Below are 20,529 nucleotides of genomic sequence, written 5' to 3'. Positions count from 1 at the left end.
TTTACGCCCGTCAGCTGCGCAGGAACACCCGGAAGAAGGCCGAGGCGCCCCAGCCCGCCGCGATCGCGATGGCGAGCGACATCAGGCCGTAGAGGAAGGCCTGCTGATGGGCGAGGTTGTAGAGCCAGCGCTCGAGCCCGACCTTGCTCACGTCGATACTGGCGCTGTGCTCGGCCACCAGCTCACCGCCCCGGGTGAGATAGATCCGCGCCCGGTAATCACCCTCGGTGAGGTTGGCGGGCAGCTCGATGCGGGTGTTGAACAGGGTGTCCTCGTTCATGTTCACAGCGCCTTCGTTGATCATGTAGAGCCCGGCTTTCGAGCGAATGCGGATGACCGCCTCGGCGAAGTTCTCGGTATCCGTCGTTTCCTCGCTTTCGAGAATGCGGATCGATTCCGGGATCGAGATATCGCGGGCCCGGTTCAGCTCCGGCGAGATGATCTCGTCGAACGGCGCCGAGGTGGCGATGGCGTAGAACGACGGCGCGGCCTCGACCTCGACGGAATCGGCGTTGACCCAGATGCCCATCCGCTTGGCCTTGCGGCGCACGGTGATCGGTTTCGACGGGCCTTCCACCACGACGGTAACCCCGAGATCGCCGATCGGCGCGGGGGCATCGCGTTTGACCGCGCCGAAGATCAGGATCTCCGAGCCGACGAAGGTGGCGGTGATCTGAACCGCGTTCTGGCTGAGGCCGGCGACGATCTCTTCCTGCTGCGCGGACGCGGGCAGGGCGAAGGTCGCGAGGGCGGCGAGAAGGGAGAAGAAGCGTTTCATGTCAGTGTCCTCCCGCGCCGAGGCTGTAGAGTTCGGAGGGCATGAGCAGCAGGTCCAGTCCCAGCTTGGCACAGACCGCGAGCACCATGATGGCGAGGAACACGCGCAGTTGTTCGGCCTTCATCTTCACCCCGATCCGGGTGCCGACCTGCGCGCCGATCACGCCACCGACGAGCAACAGAACCGCGAGCGCGACGTCGACGGTGTAGTTGGTGGTGGCGTGCATCATCGTCGTGAAGGCGGTGGTGATGATGATCTGGAACAGCGAGGTGCCGACGACCACCTTGGTGGGCATCCCCAGCACGTAGATCATCGCGGGCACCATGATGAAGCCGCCGCCTACGCCCATGATCGCCGCGAGCACGCCGACGAGCACGCCCACGAGGATCGGCGGGATCGCCGAGATATAGAGCCCGGAGGCGCGGAACTTCATCTTGAAGGGCAGGTTGTGCACCCAGTTGTGCCGCCGCCGCGTCGGAACCGACTGGCCGCCGCGCGACTTCAAGATCGCGCGCAGGCTCTCGACGAACATCAGCCCGCCGATGATGCCGAGGAAGATGACGTAAGACAGCTTCACCAGCAGGTCGACCTGGCCGATCGCCTTGAGATAGTTGAAAAGCTGTATCCCCATCGCGGCCCCGATCAGGCCGCCGACCTGAAGCACCAGCCCCATCTTGATATCGACGGTCTTGCGCTTGAGGTGCGCCAGAACCCCCGAGAAGGAGGAGGCGACGATCTGGTTCGCTTCGGTCGCGACAGCGACGGCGGGCGGGATGCCGATGAAGAACAGCAGCGGTGTCATGAGGAAGCCGCCGCCAACGCCGAACATCCCCGAAAGGACGCCGACGATGCCGCCGAGTCCGAGGAGAAGGAATGCGTTGACCGAGACTTCGGCAATGGGAAGGTAGATTTGCATGGCCGGGTATTGCTTCAAAGATTTGAATATGTCCAGAGGGCGCGTGCCCCCCACTGGCAGGTTTACCCTGGCCTCATCGTCGAGCGCGGTATTCCTCGTGCATTTTCAGTGCCTTCCAAGAACCGTTCCGTGATCCGGCTGGCGCGGTGCGGCGGATGATCCGGCCAGGAATACCCGGAAAACGAGCGAAACCTTGCCGAAAGGCCGTGCTGGCCGATGCCGATGGTGGCGACTCACTTCGCCATTGCGTCGCACGCCTAGTGGGTTTTGCGCTCTTGGGGAAGGGGTAAAGGTGCGACAATCCGGAGCAAGCGGCGCCCGGGTCACGCCAGCGTGACCGCTGCCGGCGCGTCATTCCAGCTTTTTTGCCAGCGTGAGCGCGTCGATGGCCCCGTTGGGGCGGGCATAATAGCCCTTGCGTCGGCCGGTCTCGCGCCAGCCCGCGGCGCGGTAAAGCGCGTGCGCGGCGGCGTTGTCGTCGGCCACCTCCAGAAAGGCGGTCTCGGCCCCGCGCTGCGCCGCTTCGGCCTCGAATCGGGCGAGCAGCGCGCGGCCGGCCCCGGCGCGGCGGTATTCCGGCGCCACCGCGATGGTCAGAAGCTCGGCTTCCCCAGCCACCGCGCGCCCGAGCGCGAAGCCTTCCGGCGCGGTGACGGCAAAACCGCCGGGGGCGGCGACGAGGTCCGCGATCTCGGCTGCATGCCAGCCGCGCCCCGCCGGGAAGGCGCGCGCGTGCAGCGCCGCCATGGCCTCTGGCGTCATGGCAGGATCACCGGGGCCGGGTCGCGCGGCGGCGCGGCGTCGGCGGCGCGGACGTAGAGCGGCGCGGGGCGCGCCAGGGCTGCGCCCGTGGCCAGGCGTGCCGCCGCGATTCGCGCCATCGTCGGGGTGAGCGTCGCCGGGTCGGCGATCGGCGCACGGGGCAAGTCGGGATGCAGGCCGGCGGTGTCATCGACGATCACCGGAGGGCCGTCCTGCGCTCCGAGCACCTGCGCGTAGCTCATGCCCCGGCGGGCATCGACGAGGCTGAGGCAGGGGCGGGCGATGCCCTCGGCCTGCGCCTCCAGCGTCGACACGCCGAACGCCGGCACCCCGAGCGCCAGCGCCAGCCCGCGAGCGGCGGAAACCGCGATGCGGATGCCGGTGAAGTTTCCGGGGCCCACGCCCACCGCCAGCGCGTCGAGATCGCGCCAGCCAAATCCGGCCTCGGCCAGAACCTCTTCGAGAAAGGGCATCAGCCGCTCGGCCTGCCCGCGCGCCATCGATTCCCGGCGTTCGGCGACGATCGCGTCCCCCACCAGCACAGCGGCCGCGCAATGCGCGGCCGAGGTGTCGAAGGCGATAATCCGGGGGTCGGTGCGCATCTGTCAGATCGTGACGGCGCGAACCTCGGTCACTTCCGGCAGGTAATGCTTGAGCAGGTTCTCGATGCCCATCTTCAGCGTGAGCGTCGACGAGGGGCAACCGGCGCAGGCGCCCTGCATGTGCAGGTAGACCACGCCACGGTCGAAGCCGTGGAAGGTGATGTCGCCACCATCCTGCGCCACGGCGGGTCGCACGCGGGTATCGAGCAGTTCCTTGATCTGGACCACCAGTTCGGAATCCTCGCCCTCGTGCATGGCGTGTCCGCCACCGCCCGCGCCTTCGACCACCGGATCACCGGATTGGTAATGCTCCATGATCGCGCCGAGCACGGCGGCCTTGATATGGTCCCACGCCACCGCGTCGGTTTTGGTCACGGTCACGAAGTCGGTGCCGAAGAATACCGCGGTGACACCGTCGACTTCGAACACCCGCCGCGCGAGCGGCGATTTCTGCGCCGCCTCCGCATTGGGAAAATCGGCGGTTCCGGCTTCGAGCACGGCCTGACCGGGGAGGAATTTCAATGTTGCCGGGTTCGGCGTGGATTCGGTCTGGATGAACATTTCGCGCACCTTTTTTGTCAGATATACATATGCGGGTGGTGGCCTCTCATGTCAAGGCGAGGCCCCGGCGCGCCCGGAAACGGGCGAAAAAGGGTTGCAATCCCGACCGCGCCCGGGCTTTCCTCGCCGCCATGCCGGATCATCTCAAAGGCCTCCTCATCACCGGGCTCGGCGTGCTGCTGATCGTGCCGGATTCGCTCTTCGTCCGCCTGATCGACGCCTCCGCGCTCACCATCGCCTTCTGGCGCTCGCTGCTCACCGCCGGCACCATCGCGCTCGGCGTGCTGGTTTTCCAGGGGCCGGGGGCGTTTCGGGCGATCCTCCGACTCGGCCCGGGGATCTGGCTCTACATCGTCTCGATCGGCATCACCGGCTTTCTCTTCGTGCTCGCCGTCTCGCTCACCTCGGTGGCCAACGTGGTCTTCATCCTCGCCGCGATGCCCGCCTTCGCCGCGCTGCTGAGCTGGATTTTCCTCGGTGAAGGGCTCAGCCGGCGCACGGCAATCACCATCGCGACGGTGGTTTTCGGCATCGGCATCATCGCCTTCGGCTCGGGCGAGACCGCGCATGCCTCGCTGGCGGGCGACCTCGTGGCGCTGACGGTGGCGGTGGTGTTCGCCGTCGCGCTCACCACCGCGCGCAAGCTCAAGGCCAGCTCGATGGTGCCGGCGATCCCGATCGGCTATTTCGGCGCCGCCATCGTGCTCTTTCCCTTCGCCGAACCGATGTCGGTGCCCGATGGCGACTGGATCTGGATCGCGCTGCACGGCGGGGTCTTCATCGCCGGCGCCACCGCCTTCATCTCGCTCGGCCCGCGCTACCTGCCGTCGGCGGAGGTGGCGCTCCTGATACTCGTCGAGAGCGTGCTTGCGCCGCTCCTCGCCTGGGTGGTGCTGGCGGAAAACCCCGGCCGCTGGGCGCTGGTCGGCGGCGCGCTGGTGCTCGGGGCGCTGGCGGTGTCGAACGCGATGGCGCTGCGCGAACGGCGCCGGGTGCGGGCGGCGCCGGGCACCTCGGTGCCGCAGCCGCTGCCACCTCGGCGGAATGGTGCCGGGCGCGACTGACGCCGCGCCCCCGGCTCAGGTGATCGCCTCGAGACGTTCCTTCGACATTTCGCCCGGAACGATGGTCATCGGAACCGGCAGGGTGCCCGACTCGCGCATCAGCTGGCTGATGATCGGACCCGGCCCGCCGCGGCCCGAGGCCGCGCCGAGCACCAGCACGCCGATCTCGCCCGATTGCTGCACGCGATTGAGGATTTCCTCAACCACGTTGCCTTCGCGGATCACGAGGCGCGGGTCGATGTCGTGCTTGTCACGCATCCACTTTGCGAAAACCTCGAAGTGGGCGTGGATACGCTCTTTCGCTTCTTCGCGCATCAACGTGCCCACGCCGATCCAGTGATTGAACTCGTCCGGTGGAATCACCGAGAGGATTTCGACCTCACCGCCGGTGTGCTGCGCGCGCATGGCGGCGAACCTCATGGCGTTGAGGCATTCCTTGCTGTCGTCCAGAACGACGAGAAATTTGCGCATTCCTGTGTCTCCCAAGTGTTGGCCTCAACATGGAGGAGGGCTGGCTGCGGATCAAGCGCCCTTGGCTGCGTCAGAATGCGCCCAGTCCCAGTAGAGCGAGCGGGCGCGTTTGGTCATCGGACCGACCTGGTAGTGGGTGCCGTCGAATTCCGTCACCGGCGTGACCTTGTTGAGGTTGCCGGAAAGGAAGACTTCGTCGGCGGCGTGGAAATCGTCGAAGGAGAGCACGGCCTCGTGCACCTTCACGCCATCGGCCCGGAAGTTGGCGATATGGCGCGCGCGGGTGATGCCGGCGAGGAAGGTGCCGTTGGCGATCGGGGTGAACACCTCGCCGTCGCGCACCATGAACACGTTGGCCGAGGCGGTTTCGGCGACATTGCCGAGCGCGTCGGCCACCAGCGCGTTGCCGTAGCCCTTGGAACGTGCCTCGGCGAGCATCCGCGCGTTGTTGGGATAGAGGCAGCCGGCCTTGGCGTTGACCACCGCATCCTCCATCACCGGGCGGCGGAAGCGGGTGGTGGTGAGCGTGGTGGCAGCTTCGGGCGCGGCCATCGGGATTTCCTCGAGGCTGACGGTGAAGCCGGTGGCGCCGGGCTTGGGCACGATGCCCAGGTCACCGCCCTCGATCGCCCAGTACATCGGACGAATATAGACCGGCGTGCCTTCGGGATAGAGCTTCAGCCCCTCCCAGACGATCTCCAGCATCTCCTCGGTGCTCACCGAGGGGGTGATCATCAGCGCCTCCGCCGAGCGGTTGACCCGATCGAGGTGGGCGGCGAGATCTGGCGCGATACCCTCGAAATAGCGCGCGCCATCAAACACCGTGGTGCCGAGCCAGCTGCCGTGGTCGGCCGCCCGCATCACCATCACATCGCCCTCGTGCCAGCGCCCTTCGAACCAGGTGCGCAGATTCGTGCCCGTCGCCATCATGTCCTCCTGTCGTCTGCGCGGCGACACTAGGGGCGGTTCGGGGGAAGGTCCAGCGGCTAAAAAGCGCGCCCCCGGTGGTATGAGGCCGGGGGCGCGAACGCGCGAAGCGGGTAGGGTAGGGCCGCGCGGGACTGCCGGGCCGGGGAAACTGGCGCGGCGTCACACACCGGGATAACGGAGGAATGATTCCGCAATGTGACAGGCGCCGCGCACCGGGGCGCAGGACGGCTGACAGGCGCGATTCCAATGGCTTGCGCCGCGCACGGGGCGGCCGCCCGCTAGCGCCGCGAGCGGACGAAGCCCATGATCTCGAAGGTGCGCTCGAGAATCGGCTCGGCGATGGCTTCCGCCTTCTCGGCCCCCTTCGCCAGCAGGGCGTCGATCTCGTCGGGCGCGTCGAGCAGGCGTTTCATCTCGTCCGAGATCGGCGCGAGCTTCTCCACCGCAAGCTCGGCCAGCGCCGGCTTGAAGGTGCCCCAGCCTGCGCCGCCGAAGTCGCCCAGCACCGCTTCGGCGGTGGTGTCGGCAAGCCCGGCGTAGATATCCACGAGGTTGCGCGCCTCGGGCCGATCCTTCAGCCCGGCAACATCCGAGGGCAGGCCCTCGGGGTCGGTCCGCGCCTTCTTGAACTTCTTCGCGATCGTGTCGGCGTCGTCGAGCATGTTGATCCGCTCCATGTCCGACTCGCCGGACTTCGACATCTTCTTCGAGCCGTCGCGCAGGTTCATCACCCGCATCGCCGGCCCCTCGATCACCGGCGTGGTGACCGGGAAGAACTCGACGCCGTAATCGTGGTTGAACTTCGCCGCGATGTCGCGCGTCAGCTCCACGTGCTGCTTCTGGTCCTCGCCGACCGGCACGTGGGTGGCATGGTAGAGCAGGATGTCGGCGGCCATCAGCGACGGATAGGCATAGAGCCCGAGCGATACCTTCTCGGTGTTCTTGCCCGCCTTGTCCTTGAACTGGGTCATCCGGTTCATCCAGCCCACCCGCGCGACGCAGTTGAACAGCCAGCCGAGCTCGGCATGGCCGGGCACCTGGCTCTGGTTGAACAGCACCGATTTTTCCGGGTCGATCCCCGAGGCGAGCAGCGCGGCGGCGACTTCATGGGTGGAGCGCTTGAGGTCGGCCGGATCCTGCCAGACGGTGATCGCGTGCAGGTCGACCACGCAATAGATCGTTTCGAAGTCGGGTCCCTGCATGTCGACCCAACGCTTGATCGCGCCGAGATAATTGCCGAGGGTCAGCCCACCCGAGGGCTTGATCCCGGAAAAGACGCGGGGGGTGAAGGCGCTGTCCGACATATTCGAACTCCGTCTGGATTTATCTGCCCGGCTCGCTTACCCATGCCTTGGCCCAGCGTCAAGGAAGCGCCCATGAAACCCCTGTTCCCACATCCCGACGAGCAAGACCACAACGCCCCGCCGGTGAACCCCTTGCCGCGGAGCGTGATCCTGCTGGCGCTCGCGATCTTCGGCATCGAAATGGTGCTCACGGCGGCGGGGGCGGGCCTGATCGGCGGGCCGGCGGGCAGCGGCTGGCGGTTGCAGGCGATCGAGCGCTTCGGCTTCTACGAGCCGCTCTGGTCGTGGATGGTCGACAACCGCCTGATCCGCTGGGATCACGTGCTGCGCTTCGTCACCTATCCGTTCATCCATGGCACCTTCACCCATGCGCTGTTCGTGCTCGTCTTTTTGCTCGCCATGGGAAAGCTCGTGGGCGAGGTTCTGGCCGATTGGGCGGTTCTGGTGATCTTCTTCGGCGCGTCGTTCCTCGGCGCGCTGGCCTATGGCATGGCGTGGGAGACCCGGGTAATGTTGTTCGGCGGCTACCCCGGCGCCTACGGGCTGATCGGGGCGTTCACCTTCATCCTGTGGGCCGGGCTGGCGGGGCGGGCGACGGGGCTGCAGGCCTTCACGCTGATCGCCTTCCTGATGGGGATCCAGTTGATCTTCGGCCTGCTCTACGGCGCGCGGTTCGATTGGGTGGCCGATCTTGCCGGGTTCACCGGCGGCTTCGGCCTTGCATTTGTGGTCAGCCCCGGCGGCTGGCAGGCGATCCTGCGCAAGGTGCGGCAACGGTGAGGATCAATCGCGCCGCAGCGCCGAGCGGAAATCCGACATCCTGAAGGCGTGGATCAGGTGGCCGATGGCGAAATAACTCGCGATCCCGGCCACGACGAGGATGACCAGCGCGAGCGCGTCGAGCCCCGGCACCCCGAGCAGCGCGTGCAGCGGCAGGGTGAGCAGCCAGAGCACGCCGCCCATTGCCCAGGAGGCCAGCCCGATCCGCCAGAGCCGCCCCCAGAACCGCTGGTCGAAACGCGCCACCTCGCCCATCCGCCAGCTGCCGATCCAGAGCAGCGCGACCATCGCCCAGGCCGCGAACGTGGTGCCGATGGCGGCGGCGGTGTAGCCGATCACCGGGGCGAGGCCGATCGCCAGAACGGCGTTCACCACCAGCGAGACCAGCGCGAAATAGAACGGCGTGCGGGTGTTCTCGCGCGCGAAATAGACCGGCTGCAGCACCTTCTGAAGCACGAAGGCGGGCAGGCCGAGGCCGTAGATCTGCACCGCCACGGCGGTGGCGGCGGTATCGTCGGCGGTGAAGGCGCCGCGCTCGAACAGCACCTGCACCAGCGGCATCGGGATCACCAGGAGCGCCACCGCCGCCGGAACCGTGAGCGCGAGCGCCATCTCGCCCGCCCGGCTCAGAGAATGCCGCCCGCCCACGCTGTCGTCGGCCGAGAGCTTGCGCGCGAGGTCGGGCAGCAGCACCACGCCGATGGCGATGCCGACGACGCCGAGCGGCAACTGGTAGAGCCGGTCGGCGTAGTTGAGCCAGGCGATCGCGCCGTCGAAGAAGCTGGCCACCTGCCGCCCGATCAGCAGGTTGACCTGCACCACCCCGCCGGCCAGCGCGGCCGGGGCGGCGATGATCGCGAGCCGCTTGAGCTCGGGCGTCATGCGTGGGCGGCGGGGAACGAGGCGGAACCCCGCCCGGGCGGCAGCCACCCAGAGCAGCGCCAGCTGCGCCACCCCCGCGACGGGCACCGCCCAGACCAGCGTCAGCCCCATGTCCCACCCCGCCCAGGCCCCGAGGCTGAGGGCGGCGATGAAGATCACGTTGAGCAGCACCGGCGCGGCGGCGGCGGCGGTGAAGCGCCCGGTGGCGTTGAGCACGCCGGAGAGCAGCGCCGCCAGCGAGATGAACAGGATGTAGGGAAAGGCGATGCGGCCATAGAGCACCGCGAGGTCGAAGCGTTCGTCGCCGAGAAAGCCCGAGGCCATCGCCAGCACCAGTGCCGGCATGAACACCTGTGCTGCGAGCGTGAACAGGATGACGATGGAGGCGAGCCCGGTGAGCGCGTCGCGGGCGAACTCATGCGCGCCGTGCCCGGCCTCGACCCGTTTCGCGAACATCGGCACAAAGGCCATGTTGAAGGCGCCTTCGGCGAAGAAGCGGCGGAACATGTTGGGCAGCGAGAAGGCCACCACGAAGGCCTCGGCCACCGGCCCGGCGCCGAGGGCGGCGGCGATCACCACGTCGCGCACGAAGCCCAGCACGCGGCTGGCCATGGTCCAGGCCCCGACGGTGAAAAAACCGCGCACGAGGCGGATGCCTGCCATCAGGCGGTGGCCCTTTCCGCGCCCTTTTCGATCGCTTCACGCAGCTTCTTTTCCAACGCTTTCCGCTTCGCCTCGTTATGGAACTTCAGCCCGAACATGTCTTTCACATAGAACGTATCGACCACCTGTTCGCCATAAGTCGCGATCACCGCGGAGGCAATATAGACGTTGGCGTCGGCCATGGTGCGGGTGAGGTCGTAGAGCAGGCCGGGGCGGTCGCGGGTGTCGACCTCAATGATCGTGTAGATCTCCGAACCCTCGTTGTCGAAGGTGATGTTGGTGGGCACGCGGAAGGCGCGTTCGCGCTTCTTCAGCTTGTCGCGGTCACGCATCGCCTCGCGCGCCACGACCTCGCCGCGCAGGGTTTTGTGAATCATGTCTTCGAGCCGGGCGAGCCGGGTTTCCTCGAAGGGTTTGCCTTCATGATCCTGGACCCAGAACACCGGCGTGGCCCAGCCGTCTTTCGAAGTGTAGGTGCGGGCGTCGACCACGTTGGCACCGACGAGCGCCAGCGCCCCGGCGAGGCGCGAGAAGATGCCCGGATGGTCGGCCAGCGCGAAGGCGGCGCGAGTAGCGTCGCGGTCATGGTCCTGGGTCAGGTCGATGCGGATCTCGTCGGGGGTGATGCCGCGCAGGAGCCGCGCGAAAACGATGTGCTCGGCGGTCGAAAGCCCCTGCCAGTAGGGATCGTAATGGCGCAGGCTCTCGGTGCGCAGGGTTTTTCCGTCCCAGTCCGGCAGCGCCTCGCGCAGGGCCTTGCGGGCCTCCTTGGCGCGGGCGCCGGTCGAGATCGTTTCGATCCCTTCTTCGAGCGCGAAGGCGGTCTGCTTGTAGAGTTCGCGCAGCAGCATCGCTTTCCAGTTGTTCCACACCCCGGGGCCGACGCCGCGAATATCGCAGACGGTGAGCACCAGCAGCAGGTCGAGCCGCTCCTTGGACCCCACCGCCTTGGCGAAGCCGCGCACCGTGCGCGGGTCCGACAGGTCGCGCTTCTGCGCCACGTCCGACATCAGCAGGTGGTAGCGCACCAGCCATTCCACCGTCTTGGTCTCGGCCTTGGTCAGCCCCAGCCGGGGGGCCAGCCCCCGGGCGAGGCGGGCGCCGAGGATCGAATGATCCTCTTCGCGGCCCTTGCCGAGATCGTGGCAGAACAGCGCGACGTAAAGCACCTTGCGGTTCACGCCCTCGGTGAGGATGCGGCTGGCCACCGGCAGTTCCTCGAGCCGTTCGCCGCGTTCGATCTCGGCCAGCGCCGAGATCACCTGGATGGTGTGCTCGTCGACGGTGTAGCTGTGATACATGTTGAACTGCATCATCGCCACGATCGGCTGGAACTCGGGAATGAAGGCGGCCAGCACGCCAAGCTCGTTCATCCGCCGCAGCGCCCGCTCCGGGTTGCCGTGCTTGAGCAGGAGATCGAGGAAGATCCGCACCGCGGTCTTGTCGGCGCGCATCTCGTCGTCGATCTGGTCGAGGTTGGCGGTGATCAGGCGCATGGCGTCGGGGTGGATGAGCAGCCCGGTGCGCAGCGCCTCCTGGAAGATCCGCAACAGGTTGACCTTGTCGGCGAGAAAATCCTCCGGCGTGGTCATCGTCAGCCGGCCCTGCCGCATGGTGAAGGGCGGGCGCACCTTCTTGCGGCGCTTGATGAAGCCCTGCAACAGCGGCTCGCGCTTGACGTGGCTCGCCTCCAGCGAGGTGAGCAGGATGCGGGTCAGCTCGCCCACCGCGGTGGCATGGCGAAAGTAATCCTGCATGAAATGCTCGACCGCGCGCCGCCCGCCCTTGTCTTCGTAGCCCATCCGCGCCGCCACTTCGACCTGCAGGTCGAAGGTGAGCTGGTCCATCGCGCGGTCGGTGATCAGGTGCAGGTGGCAGCGCACCGCCCAGAGGAATTCGTCCGCATCCTCGAAGGTGGCGTATTCCTCCTCGGTGAACACGCCGAGCGGCTTGAAATCGGCAATCCGGCTGACCTGGTGGACGTATTTCGCCACCCAGAACAGCGTTTGCAGATCGCGCAGGCCGCCCTTGCCCTCCTTCACGTTCGGTTCGACGACGTAGCGCTGGCCGCCCTGCTTCTGGTGCCGGGTCTCGCGCTCGGCCAGCTTGGCCTCGATGAACTCGGCCTCGGTGCCGCGAAACAGCTCCGACCACAGCCGCTCGCCGAGCTCTTTGGCCAGCGCCGCGTCACCGCAGATGTAGCGATGTTCGAGCAGGGCGGTGCGGATGGTGATGTCGTCCCTGCCAAGGCGCAGGCAGTCTTTCACGGTGCGCGCCGAATGGCCGACCTTGAGCCGCAGATCCCACAACATGTAGAGCATGCTTTCGATCACGCTCTCGGCCCAGGGGGTGATCTTGTAGGGCGTGAGGAACAGCAGGTCGACGTCGGAATGCGGCGCCATCTCGAACCGGCCATAGCCGCCGACGGCCAGCAGCGCGAGCCGTTCGCCCGAGGTCGGGCTGTTGAGCGGATGCAGGTGCCGGGTGGCCACGTCGAACACCGTCTGCACCACGCAATCGGTGAGCCAGGCCTGGGCGCGGACTGCCGGGTGCGCGTCGAAGGGCCGCTCGGCGAGGGCCGCCGCGATCGCCGCGCTGCCGCTGTCGAGCGCCTCGCGCAGCAGGCCGACGGTGCGCGCGCGCAGCCCGGCGGCGTCGCTGTCGGCGGCGCCGTCCCGGATTGCCGCCATGATCGCCCCGCGGTCGAAGATCTCGACGGCGGGGCAGATCAGATGGTCGGGCGTCGTGGCGGCTGTATCTGGCCGGGGATCAGGATCCGGCACCGGCAAAGCTTCTCGGCGCGGGGTCGATCACCACGATCTCCTTGTTCTGGATCTGCGCGATGGCGAGGCCCCGCTCGGTGGTGCCGTCGCCGCGCAGGCGGAACACGCCGTTGACGCCGACGAAGCCCTGCGCCTGGGTCAGCGCCCCGCCGGTGAGCGCATCGGCGTTGCCCGCCCGCGCCAGCGCGCCGATGGCGGCGATGCCGTCATAGGCCAGCCCCGCGATGGCGTGCGGCTGGCTGCCGTATGCGGCGAGGTAGCGGCTCTGGAATTGCGCCTGCAGATCCGGGTCGGGCAGGGCGAACCAGCCGTCCTGAAGCCCGGGCAGCGTGCGCGCCGAGGCCGGAATATCCCAGCGCTGGAGGCCGACATACTGGATCGCGCTCGGCGGCAACCCGTTCTCGGGCAGCAGTTGCGCGAGGAAGGGCAGCGCCCCGTCGGTGCCGGAGGTCAGGAAGATCGCGTCGGCGCCCGAGGACTTGGCGGTGTCGGAAATGTCGCGCACCGCGTTGATCACGCCGGTTTGCGAAACCTCGAAGCTGAGTGCCCCGGCCTGTTCGCTGCCGGGCGTGGCCGCGATCGCCCGGGCGATCGCCTGCGCGCCGAGGTTTTCGGCGGCGTTGTCGCCGTTCACGATCATGATCCTGCCCTTGCCGGAGGCCGCGGCGTAGCGCACCAGCCGGTTGGCGGTGTTCTGGAAGGTGTTGCCGAGCACGAAGACGTTGCCGCCCGCGATCCCGGGGTTGTTGGAGAACGACAGCACGTTCACCCCGCCCGCGGCGCTGCCGGCGGCGGCGGCGTTGGCGGCGTAGACCGGGCCGAGGATCACCTTGGCGCCATCGTTCACCGCCTGGCGCGCCACGGCGCCGGCCTGGGTCGCGTTGCCGGCGGTGTTGTAGACCCGCAGGTCGATGGTCACGCCCTGAAGCTCGGCCATCGCCAGCCGGGCCGCGTTTTCGAGCGAGCGCGCCATCGCGTCGTCGGCCGCGTTGCCGCCGCCCGCGGGCACCAGCAGCGCAACCGGAACCGGCCGCGCGGTATCGATTCGGGGGCCGCTGGTGGTGAGACCGTCGCCGCAGGCCGCGAGAAAGCCGAGCGACAGAACCGCGATGATCTTGCCCGAAAGCTTGCGGGCGGCGCTCAAAAACGCAAACATGCTGCAGATCCTCTTTTTTTCGGGCCGGGTCCCGCGCCTCGAAACGAGACTCACGGCCTCCCGGACAGGAGGCATAATAGACGCAACGCCACACAGGTCCACCCTCGATGCCAGACCAAAAGCCCCTGCCCGCCGGGCTCTATCTTGTCGCGACCCCGATCGGCAACGCCCGCGACATCACCCTGCGCGCGCTCGACATCCTTGCCCAGGCCGACGTGATCGCGGCGGAAGACACCCGCACCGCGCGCAAGCTGATGGAAATCCACGGCGTCGCGCTCGGCGGGCGTCCGCTCATCGCCTACCACGATCATTCCGGCGCCCGGGGCAGGGCTGGGATCTTCAAGCTGCTCGCCGGCGGCAAATCGGTGGCCTATGTCAGCGAGGCGGGCACGCCGCTGGTTTCCGATCCGGGCTATGCGCTCGCGCGCGAGGCGGCCGAAGCGGGCCATCTGGTCACCGCCGCGCCGGGGGCGTCGGCGGTGCTCGCCGCGCTCAGCCTCTCGGGCCTGCCGTCGGACCGTTTCCTGTTCGCAGGCTTCCCGCCGGCACAGCACGCGGCGCGGCTGCGCTGGATCGAGGAATTCCGCGAGGTGCCGGCGACGCTGGTTTTCTATGAAAGCCCGAGGCGCGTTCACGAATTGTTAGATGATCTGCGCGAGGCTCTGGGCGCGGAGCGGCCGGCGGCGGTCTGCCGGGAGCTGACCAAGAAGTTCGAGGAAGTGCTGCGCGGCACGCTGGGCGATCTCGTCGAACGAATCGCCGGGCGCGACTTGAAGGGCGAGGTCGTGGTGCTGGTGGATCGCGGCACCGGCGCGGTGGCGGACGAGACGATGGAGGCGGCGCTGGTGCGGGCGATGGCCGAGATGAGCCTCAAGGATGCCGCGGCCACGGTGGCCGAGGCTTACGGAATACCGCGCCGCAAGGTCTACCAGGCGGCGCTGGAAATGGAGAAGACGCGATGAGCGGCATGGTGTCCTACCTCGCCGGGATGGCGGCGGAAGATGCCGTCGCCGCCGATTATGCCCGCCGCGGTCACGCGGTGGCGGCCCGGCGCTGGCGCGGCTCGCGCGGGGAGCTCGATCTTGTTTTGCGCGATGGCGCCGGGCTGATCGTCGTCGAGGTGAAGAAGGCGCGCGATTTCGCCCGCGCGGCGGACCGGCTCACGCGCGCCCAGATGAGCCGGATCGCCGGCGCGGTGTCGGAGTTCGTCGCCGCCGAACCGCGCGGCCAGCTCACCGATGTGCGCTTCGACCTGGCCTTGGTCGATGCCGCGGGGCGGGTGCAGATCCTGGAAAACGTCTGGGCATAGCCCCATTGCTCTCCGCCCCCGCGCAGGCCATGTAAGGGGAAAACCGGGAGAGACGCATGAGCCTCAAAGTTGCCGTCCAGATGGACCCGATCGGCGCGGTCGACATCGACGCCGATTCCACCTTCCGCATCATGGAAGAAGCCCAGGCCCGCGGCCATGCGCTGTTCCACTATACGCCCGACCGGCTGTCGTATCGCGAAGGCCGCGTGCTGGCGCGCGGCTGGCCCGTCACGCTGCGGCGCGAGCGCGGCAACCATGTCAGCTTCGGGCCCGAGCAGGAGATCGACCTCGCCGACTGGGACGTGGTCTGGCTACGCCAGGATCCGCCCTTCGACATGGGCTATATCACCACCACCCACCTGCTCGACATGATCCACCCCGACACCCTCGTGGTTAACGATCCGTTCTGGGTGCGCAACTATCCCGAGAAGCTGCTCGTCCTGCGCTTCCCCGACCTCACGCCGCCGACGATGATCGCGCGCGACCTCGCCACCTTGCGCGAGTTCAAGCACGAGCACGGCGATATCATCCTCAAGCCGCTCTACGGCAACGGCGGCGCCGGGGTCTTCCGGCTCGACCCGAACGACCGCAACCTCGCCTCGCTGCACGAACTGTTCACCGGGATGAACCGCGAGCCGCTCATCGCGCAGAAATTCCTGCCCGCGGTCGCCGCCGGCGACAAGCGCATCATCCTCGTCGACGGCGAGCCTGTGGGCGCGATCAACCGGGTGCCCGCCGCCGGTGAGACGCGTTCCAACATGCACGTCGGCGGGCGGCCCGAAAAGATCGGCCTCACCGCGCGCGACCGCGAGATCTGCGCCGCGATCGGCCCGCTCCTGCGCGAGAAGGGGCAGATCTTCGTCGGCATCGACGTGATCGGCGACTGGCTCACCGAGATCAACGTCACCTCCCCCACCGGCCTGCAGGAACTCGAACGCTTCGACGGGGTCAACGTCACGGCGAAGATCTGGGAGGCGATCGAGGCGCGCCGAACGTGAGCCTGCGCCTGAGCCTCCTGACGGCCTTCGCCCGCTACGTCGTCAAGCCGATGGTGGCTCACGCGGCCGATCCGGTGCCGCTGCGCGCCCGTTTCGAACGCGTCGCCCGGCGGCTGTTCCGCGTTCCGCCGCACACGCTCTTTCGCGAAACCGCGCTCGCCCCTGGCCTGCCCGCCCTGGTGATCTCCAACCGCCCGGGTTCGCATCCGCCGCTGCCGCGCAAACGGGTGCTCTACTTCCACGGCGGCGGCTTCGTCGCCGGCAGTCCGCGCACCCACGCGGGCCTGCTCGCCCAGATCGCGCGCCTCGCCCGCGTCGAAATCGTCGCCCCGGCCTACCGGCTCGCGCCCGAGCATCCCTTCCCGGCGGCGCCGGACGATGCCCGCGCGGCCTGGGATGCGCTGATCGCCCTTGGCTACCGCCCGGCCGACATCGTGATCGGCGGCGACAGCGCCGGGGGCAACCTCGCGCTGGGCCTGCTCGCGGGCCTTCTTGCCGAGGGCCAGCGTCCGGCCGGGCTCTTCGCCTTCTCGCCGGTGACCGACCTGACCTTTTCCGGTGCCTCGATCGAGACCAACGCGGGCCGCGATTCGATGCTGCCGACCTCGCGCGCCGACGATCTGCTGCGTTATTACCTGCCCGGCACCCCGCCCGACGATCCGCGCGCCTCGCCGCTGTTCGCCGATTTCCCCGATCCGCCGCCGGTTTTCCTGCAATTCGCCGCCACCGAGATCCTCGCCGACGATTGCCGCCGCATCGCTGACCGGCTGCGCGCAAGTGGCGGCGAGGTGACATGCGATGAATGGCCCGACGCGCCCCACGTCTGGGTGATCTTCGACGGCTACCTGCCGGAGGCGCGCGAAGGGCTCACGCGCGCCGCGCGCTTCGTGTCGGGTGTTCTCGGGCCAGATCAGGCCAGCGCCATCACGCCCGCGATCCGGTAACTCAGCGCCTCGGCCACGTGCGGCCGGCGCACCGCCTCGACCCCTTCGAGGTCGGCGATCGTGCGCGCCACGCGCAACACCCGGTGATAGCCCCGCGCCGAGAGCCCGAACCGCTCGGCGGCCTTGAGCAGGATCTCGCGCCCCTCGGCGTCGGGCGTCGCCACCGCTTCGAGCGTGGCGCCCTCGGCGTCGGCGTTGACCCGGGCGCCGCTGCCCTCGTAACGCGCCGCCTGCACCGCGCGCGCCCGTGCCACCCGCTCGGCCACCACCGCCGAGCGATCGCCACCGTCGGGCAGGTCGAGATCGGTGAAAGCCACGGGGGGCACGTCGAGGCGCAGGTCGAACCTGTCCATCAGCGGGCCGGAAATCCGCCCAAGGTAATCCTCGCCGCAGCCCGGCGCGCGCGAACAGGCCCGTGCTGCGTCGGCGAGATGGCCGCATTTGCAGGGGTTGGCGGCGGCCACCAGCATGAACCGGCAGGGGTAATGCACATGCGCGTTGGCCCGCGCGACCACCACCTCGCCGGTTTCCACCGGCTGGCGCAGGGTTTCCAGAACCGGGCGAGGGAACTCGGGGAATTCGTCGAGAAACAGCACGCCGTTATGCGCGAGGCTGATCTCACCGGGCTTTGCGCCGCGCCCGCCGCCGACGATCGCGGCCATCGAGGCGGTGTGATGCGGTTCGCGAAACGGCCGCGTGCGCGAGATGCCGCCCTCCGAGATCAGCCCCGCCAGCGAGTGGATCATCGAGGTCTCCAGCGCCTCCTGCGGCGTGAGCGGCGGCAGGATCGAGGGCAGGCGGGCGGCCAGCATCGACTTGCCCGACCCAGGGCTGCCGACCATCAGCAGGTGATGGCGCCCGGCGGCGGCGATCTCCATCGCGCGCTTGGCGCGTTCCTGGCCCTTGACGTCGGCAAGGTCGCGCCCGCCCGTGTCTTCGCGCACCTCGCCCGGTTCGGCCGGTTCCAGCGGTGCCTGGCCGGTGAAATGGCGGATCACCGCCACGAGCGTCGGCGCGGCCAGCACCCGCGCCGCACCGACCCAGGCCGCCTCCGCGCCGCAGGCCCTGGGCACCACCAGCGACCGCTCGGCCTCGGCGGCGGCCATGGCGGCCGGCAGCGCACCGGTGACCGCCACCAGCGAGCCGTCCAGCGACAATTCGCCCAGCGAAACGGTGTGCTCCACCTCCTCCGCCGGGATCGCCCCGATCGCGGCGAGCAGCGCCAGCGCGATCGGCAGATCGTAATGCGAGCCTTCCTTCGGCAGATCGGCGGGCGAGAGGTTGACGGTGATCTTCTTCGACGGCAGCGCGATGGCCATCGCCGTGAGGGCCGCGCGCACCCGTTCGCGCGCCTCGCTCACCGCCTTGTCGGGCAGGCCGACGATGGCAAATCCCGGCAGCCCCGCCGAGAGCGCGCATTGCACCTCGACCGGCCGCGCCTCGACGCCGACGAACGCCACGGTATAGGCCCGCGCCACCATCCCCGATCTCCTCACAAATCGTCATGCCATGGTTAACGACAGGATGGTTTAAGAAAGGTTAATGCCGCTTCGTCATGGCCCAAATACCACTGGAGCACATGGCCACGGCATACCTCCGACATGACGGGACAACGCCCCGGTCAACACCGGGAAAACCGCCTGCGCGCCGGTCTGCGGTCGTCAGGGCAGGTGGTTGATCCGCCGCGCGTCCCAGCCCGCGGGGCCGTGCCGAAGTTCGGTCACCGAAAGGTTCTCGATCCGCTCGGCCAGCACGTCTTTCACATTGCCGCCACGCGCGCGGTGGATCTGGGTGAGGATCACGCCGAAATGCGCCACCGCGATGAGCTTGGGGTGCGTCGCCAGCGCATCGAGCGCCTCGTTCACCCTTTGCGCGAGGTCTGTGAAGCTTTCGCCGCCCGGCGGGCGGACAAGCGCCGGGTCGTCCCAGTAGGCGGACATGATCCGCGGGTCTTCCTCGTAGAGCTCCGCCGCGCTGCGGCCTTCCCATGCGCCGAAGTTCAACTCGCGCAGGCCGGGCAGGTGGGCCAGGCGCGGCCTGTCGCCCTGGATCGCGTCGGCGGTGGCCACGGCGCGCGACAGGTCGGACGACACCACCGGGGCGTCCGGCAGGTAGGCCGCGAGCCGCGCGAGCGCCTCGGTGTCGGAGAGATCGGCGGGCGCGTCGGTCCAGCCGATCATGTCCTTGCGGTGTGTCGGCCCGTGGCGCACCCACCAGATTTCGCTCATGCCTGGCCCTCCGGCAGATGCCCCTTGAGCACCAGCGGCAGCCCGGCCATCACCGCGACGACAAGATCGGCGCGCGCGGCGAGGCTCTGGTTGAGCCGGCCCTGCGCCGCGCGGAAGCGGCGCGCGAGGGCGTTTTCCGGCACGATCCCCGCGCCGACCTCGTTCGACACCACCACCACCGGCGCGGCAGCATCGCGGATCGCGTGCAGCAGGCGCGATTCCTCGGTGGTGAGATCATGCTCGGCGATGAGGTGGTTGGTCAGCCAGAGCGTGGCGCAGTCGATCAGCACCGCCCCCTCCGGCTCCACGGCGGCCAGTGGCGCGGCGAGGTCGAGCGGCGCTTCCACCGTCGTCCAGCCCGCTCCGCGCCGGGCCTGGTGGGCCACGATCTTCACCCGCATCTCCTCGTCGAAGGCCTGCGCGGTGGCGATGTAGGTCAGCGGCCGACCGGTGGCCGCCAGCATCCGCTCGGCGAAGGCGGACTTGCCGGAGGCGGCGGCGCCGAGAACGAGGGTAAGGTCAGGCAGCGAAACGGTCATGATCTTCGCCTAGCATCGGGCGCGCGCGGGGGAAAGATGCTTGTGCGGGCGCGGCGGACACCCCAGATTGAGAAGATGTTCAGGATCTTCGCGCTCATCGCCCTTGTTGCACTCCCCGCCACGGCAAGCCCGCTTGGCGAGGTGTCCGCCGATATCGTCGTGCTGGGCGAGGTGCATGACAACCCGGCGCATCACGCGGTGCAGGCCGAGGCGGTGGCCGCGCTCGCACCCCGTGCCATCGTCTTCGAGATGCTGACCGAAGCGCAGGCCGCGCGGGTGCGTGACGACATGCTGGATGACCCGGCGGGACTCGCCGAGGCCCTCGAATGGTCGGCGTCGGGCTGGCCGGATTTCGAGATGTATTACCCGATATTCGCCGCCGCCCGCGGGGCCGCGGTGCGCGGCGCGGCGGTGCCCCGCGACGAGACCCGCAACGCGATGCGGATCGGCATTCCCCGTGCCTTCGGGGCCGAGGCGGAGGCTTACGGGCTGACCGGCGATCTGCAGGCGGAGGAACTGGCGGACCGGCTGAACCTGCAGATGGCGGCGCATTGCGACGCGCTGCCGCTCGAACTCCTGCCCGGCATGGTCGATCTGCAACGCCTGCGCGACGCGGTTCTGGCCCGCGCCGCGCTGGACGCGCTGGCCGAGACCGGCGGGCCGGTGGTGGTGATCACCGGCAACGGCCACGCGCGCAAGGATTGGGGCGTGCCCGCCTATATCGCCCGGACCGCGCCCGAGGTGAGCCTGTTCAGCCTCGGCCAGTCGGAAGACGGCGCGCCGCCGCAGGGCGGCTTCGACCTGGTGCTCGACGCGCCGGGGGTCGACCGGCCCGATCCCTGCCTCGCGTTTCGCTAGC

At 68.6% G+C, this 20,529-nt stretch carries 21 protein-coding genes; 7 read left to right on the top strand and 14 right to left on the bottom strand.

Features of this window, described 5'->3' with window-relative positions:
• Window positions 1-10: 10 nt before the first annotated feature.
• From IEW01_RS15690 to IEW01_RS15670, 5 genes are all read right to left on the bottom strand, one after another.
• On the bottom strand, window positions 11-778 hold the full coding sequence (locus IEW01_RS15690; protein WP_188529473.1) for a TIGR02186 family protein: 768 nt from the start codon (window positions 776-778) through the stop codon (window positions 11-13).
• A gap of 1 nt (window position 779) precedes the next feature.
• The gene (locus IEW01_RS15685; protein WP_188529471.1) at window positions 780-1,694 is read right to left on the bottom strand and encodes a sulfite exporter TauE/SafE family protein; all 915 of its coding nucleotides are present in this window, start codon (window positions 1,692-1,694) and stop codon (window positions 780-782) included.
• 351 nt (window positions 1,695-2,045) lie between these two features.
• Complete coding sequence (locus tag IEW01_RS15680) at window positions 2,046-2,456, bottom strand: GNAT family N-acetyltransferase (protein WP_188529469.1); 411 nt, start codon at window positions 2,454-2,456, stop codon at window positions 2,046-2,048.
• A complete protein-coding gene (gene tsaB / locus IEW01_RS15675) occupies window positions 2,453-3,058 on the bottom strand; it encodes a tRNA (adenosine(37)-N6)-threonylcarbamoyltransferase complex dimerization subunit type 1 TsaB (protein WP_188529467.1) in 606 nt (201 codons plus the stop codon). Before tsaB ends, IEW01_RS15680 begins: the two co-directional genes overlap by 4 nt.
• A 3-nt stretch (window positions 3,059-3,061) precedes the next feature.
• Complete coding sequence (locus IEW01_RS15670; RefSeq protein WP_188529465.1) at window positions 3,062-3,619, bottom strand: NifU family protein; 558 nt, start codon at window positions 3,617-3,619, stop codon at window positions 3,062-3,064.
• A gap of 131 nt (window positions 3,620-3,750) precedes the next feature.
• On the opposite strand from IEW01_RS15670, the gene IEW01_RS15665 reads away from it, so the two are divergent.
• The gene (locus tag IEW01_RS15665) at window positions 3,751-4,683 is read left to right on the top strand and encodes a DMT family transporter (RefSeq protein WP_188529463.1); all 933 of its coding nucleotides are present in this window, start codon (window positions 3,751-3,753) and stop codon (window positions 4,681-4,683) included.
• A gap of 15 nt (window positions 4,684-4,698) precedes the next feature.
• Here IEW01_RS15665 and IEW01_RS15660 read toward each other — a convergent pair whose 3' ends face one another.
• The 3 genes from IEW01_RS15660 to trpS form a co-directional block, all read right to left on the bottom strand.
• Window positions 4,699-5,154: a universal stress protein gene (locus IEW01_RS15660; protein WP_188529461.1), complete on the bottom strand. Its 456-nt coding sequence runs from the start codon at window positions 5,152-5,154 to the stop codon at window positions 4,699-4,701.
• 51 nt (window positions 5,155-5,205) lie between these two features.
• Window positions 5,206-6,081 carry a branched-chain amino acid aminotransferase gene (locus IEW01_RS15655; protein ID WP_188529459.1) on the bottom strand — a complete coding sequence of 292 codons (876 nt, stop codon included), beginning with the start codon at window positions 6,079-6,081 and terminating at the stop codon, window positions 5,206-5,208.
• Between the two features lie 281 nt (window positions 6,082-6,362).
• The gene (trpS, locus tag IEW01_RS15650; RefSeq protein ID WP_188529457.1) at window positions 6,363-7,388 is read right to left on the bottom strand and encodes a tryptophan--tRNA ligase; all 1,026 of its coding nucleotides are present in this window, start codon (window positions 7,386-7,388) and stop codon (window positions 6,363-6,365) included.
• 72 nt (window positions 7,389-7,460) lie between these two features.
• On the opposite strand from trpS, the gene IEW01_RS15645 reads away from it, so the two are divergent.
• Entirely contained in the window at window positions 7,461-8,168 is a 708-nt protein-coding gene (locus IEW01_RS15645) for a rhomboid family intramembrane serine protease (protein WP_188529454.1), read from the top strand.
• Between the two features lie 3 nt (window positions 8,169-8,171).
• Here the strand turns inward: IEW01_RS15645 and murJ are convergent, their stop codons facing one another.
• The 3 genes from murJ to IEW01_RS15630 are packed head-to-tail and all read right to left on the bottom strand — an operon-like array spanning window position 8,172 to window position 13,652.
• Window positions 8,172-9,713, bottom strand: coding sequence for a murein biosynthesis integral membrane protein MurJ (gene murJ / locus IEW01_RS15640; RefSeq protein ID WP_188529444.1), 1,542 nt, complete (start codon window positions 9,711-9,713; stop codon window positions 8,172-8,174).
• Window positions 9,713-12,502: a [protein-PII] uridylyltransferase gene (locus tag IEW01_RS15635; protein WP_188529442.1), complete on the bottom strand. Its 2,790-nt coding sequence runs from the start codon at window positions 12,500-12,502 to the stop codon at window positions 9,713-9,715. The genes murJ and IEW01_RS15635 overlap by 1 nt, the downstream gene beginning before the upstream one ends.
• A complete protein-coding gene (locus IEW01_RS15630; protein WP_188529440.1) occupies window positions 12,483-13,652 on the bottom strand; it encodes a penicillin-binding protein activator in 1,170 nt (389 codons plus the stop codon). Before IEW01_RS15630 ends, IEW01_RS15635 begins: the two co-directional genes overlap by 20 nt.
• Window positions 13,653-13,759: 107 nt before the next feature.
• Here IEW01_RS15630 and rsmI point away from each other — a divergent pair, with 107 nt between their 5' ends.
• From rsmI to IEW01_RS15610, 4 genes are read left to right on the top strand one after another with little or no spacing between them, the layout of a single operon-like run.
• On the top strand, window positions 13,760-14,614 hold the full coding sequence (gene rsmI / locus IEW01_RS15625; protein WP_188529438.1) for a 16S rRNA (cytidine(1402)-2'-O)-methyltransferase: 855 nt from the start codon (window positions 13,760-13,762) through the stop codon (window positions 14,612-14,614).
• Complete coding sequence (locus IEW01_RS15620) at window positions 14,611-14,961, top strand: YraN family protein (RefSeq protein ID WP_188529436.1); 351 nt, start codon at window positions 14,611-14,613, stop codon at window positions 14,959-14,961. The genes rsmI and IEW01_RS15620 overlap by 4 nt, the downstream gene beginning before the upstream one ends.
• A 56-nt stretch (window positions 14,962-15,017) precedes the next feature.
• Window positions 15,018-15,959, top strand: a complete 942-nt coding sequence (gshB, locus tag IEW01_RS15615; protein ID WP_188529431.1) for a glutathione synthase — start codon at window positions 15,018-15,020, stop codon at window positions 15,957-15,959.
• The gene (locus tag IEW01_RS15610) at window positions 15,956-16,903 is read left to right on the top strand and encodes an alpha/beta hydrolase fold domain-containing protein (protein ID WP_188529429.1); all 948 of its coding nucleotides are present in this window, start codon (window positions 15,956-15,958) and stop codon (window positions 16,901-16,903) included. The genes gshB and IEW01_RS15610 overlap by 4 nt, the downstream gene beginning before the upstream one ends.
• On the opposite strand, the gene IEW01_RS15605 is transcribed toward IEW01_RS15610, so the two are convergent.
• From IEW01_RS15605 to cobU, 3 genes are all read right to left on the bottom strand, one after another.
• The gene (locus IEW01_RS15605) at window positions 16,870-18,384 is read right to left on the bottom strand and encodes a YifB family Mg chelatase-like AAA ATPase (RefSeq protein ID WP_188529427.1); all 1,515 of its coding nucleotides are present in this window, start codon (window positions 18,382-18,384) and stop codon (window positions 16,870-16,872) included. The genes IEW01_RS15610 and IEW01_RS15605 overlap by 34 nt on opposite strands.
• A gap of 180 nt (window positions 18,385-18,564) precedes the next feature.
• On the bottom strand, window positions 18,565-19,131 hold the full coding sequence (locus IEW01_RS15600; RefSeq protein WP_188529425.1) for a histidine phosphatase family protein: 567 nt from the start codon (window positions 19,129-19,131) through the stop codon (window positions 18,565-18,567).
• Window positions 19,128-19,670 (bottom strand): bifunctional adenosylcobinamide kinase/adenosylcobinamide-phosphate guanylyltransferase, encoded by a 543-nt coding sequence (gene cobU / locus IEW01_RS15595; RefSeq protein WP_188529423.1) that lies wholly within the window; start codon window positions 19,668-19,670, stop codon window positions 19,128-19,130. Before cobU ends, IEW01_RS15600 begins: the two co-directional genes overlap by 4 nt.
• A gap of 75 nt (window positions 19,671-19,745) precedes the next feature.
• Between cobU and IEW01_RS15590 the strand changes: the two genes are divergently transcribed.
• A complete protein-coding gene (locus tag IEW01_RS15590; RefSeq protein ID WP_188529421.1) occupies window positions 19,746-20,528 on the top strand; it encodes a ChaN family lipoprotein in 783 nt (260 codons plus the stop codon).
• The last annotated feature ends 1 nt before the right edge of the window (window position 20,529 follow it).

Source organism: Sinisalibacter lacisalsi (genome assembly GCF_014640115.1).
Classification (GTDB): domain Bacteria; phylum Pseudomonadota; class Alphaproteobacteria; order Rhodobacterales; family Rhodobacteraceae; genus Sinisalibacter; species Sinisalibacter lacisalsi.
Note: the sequence above shows the minus strand (reverse complement) of the source record. Positions and strands in the feature narration are given on the sequence as shown.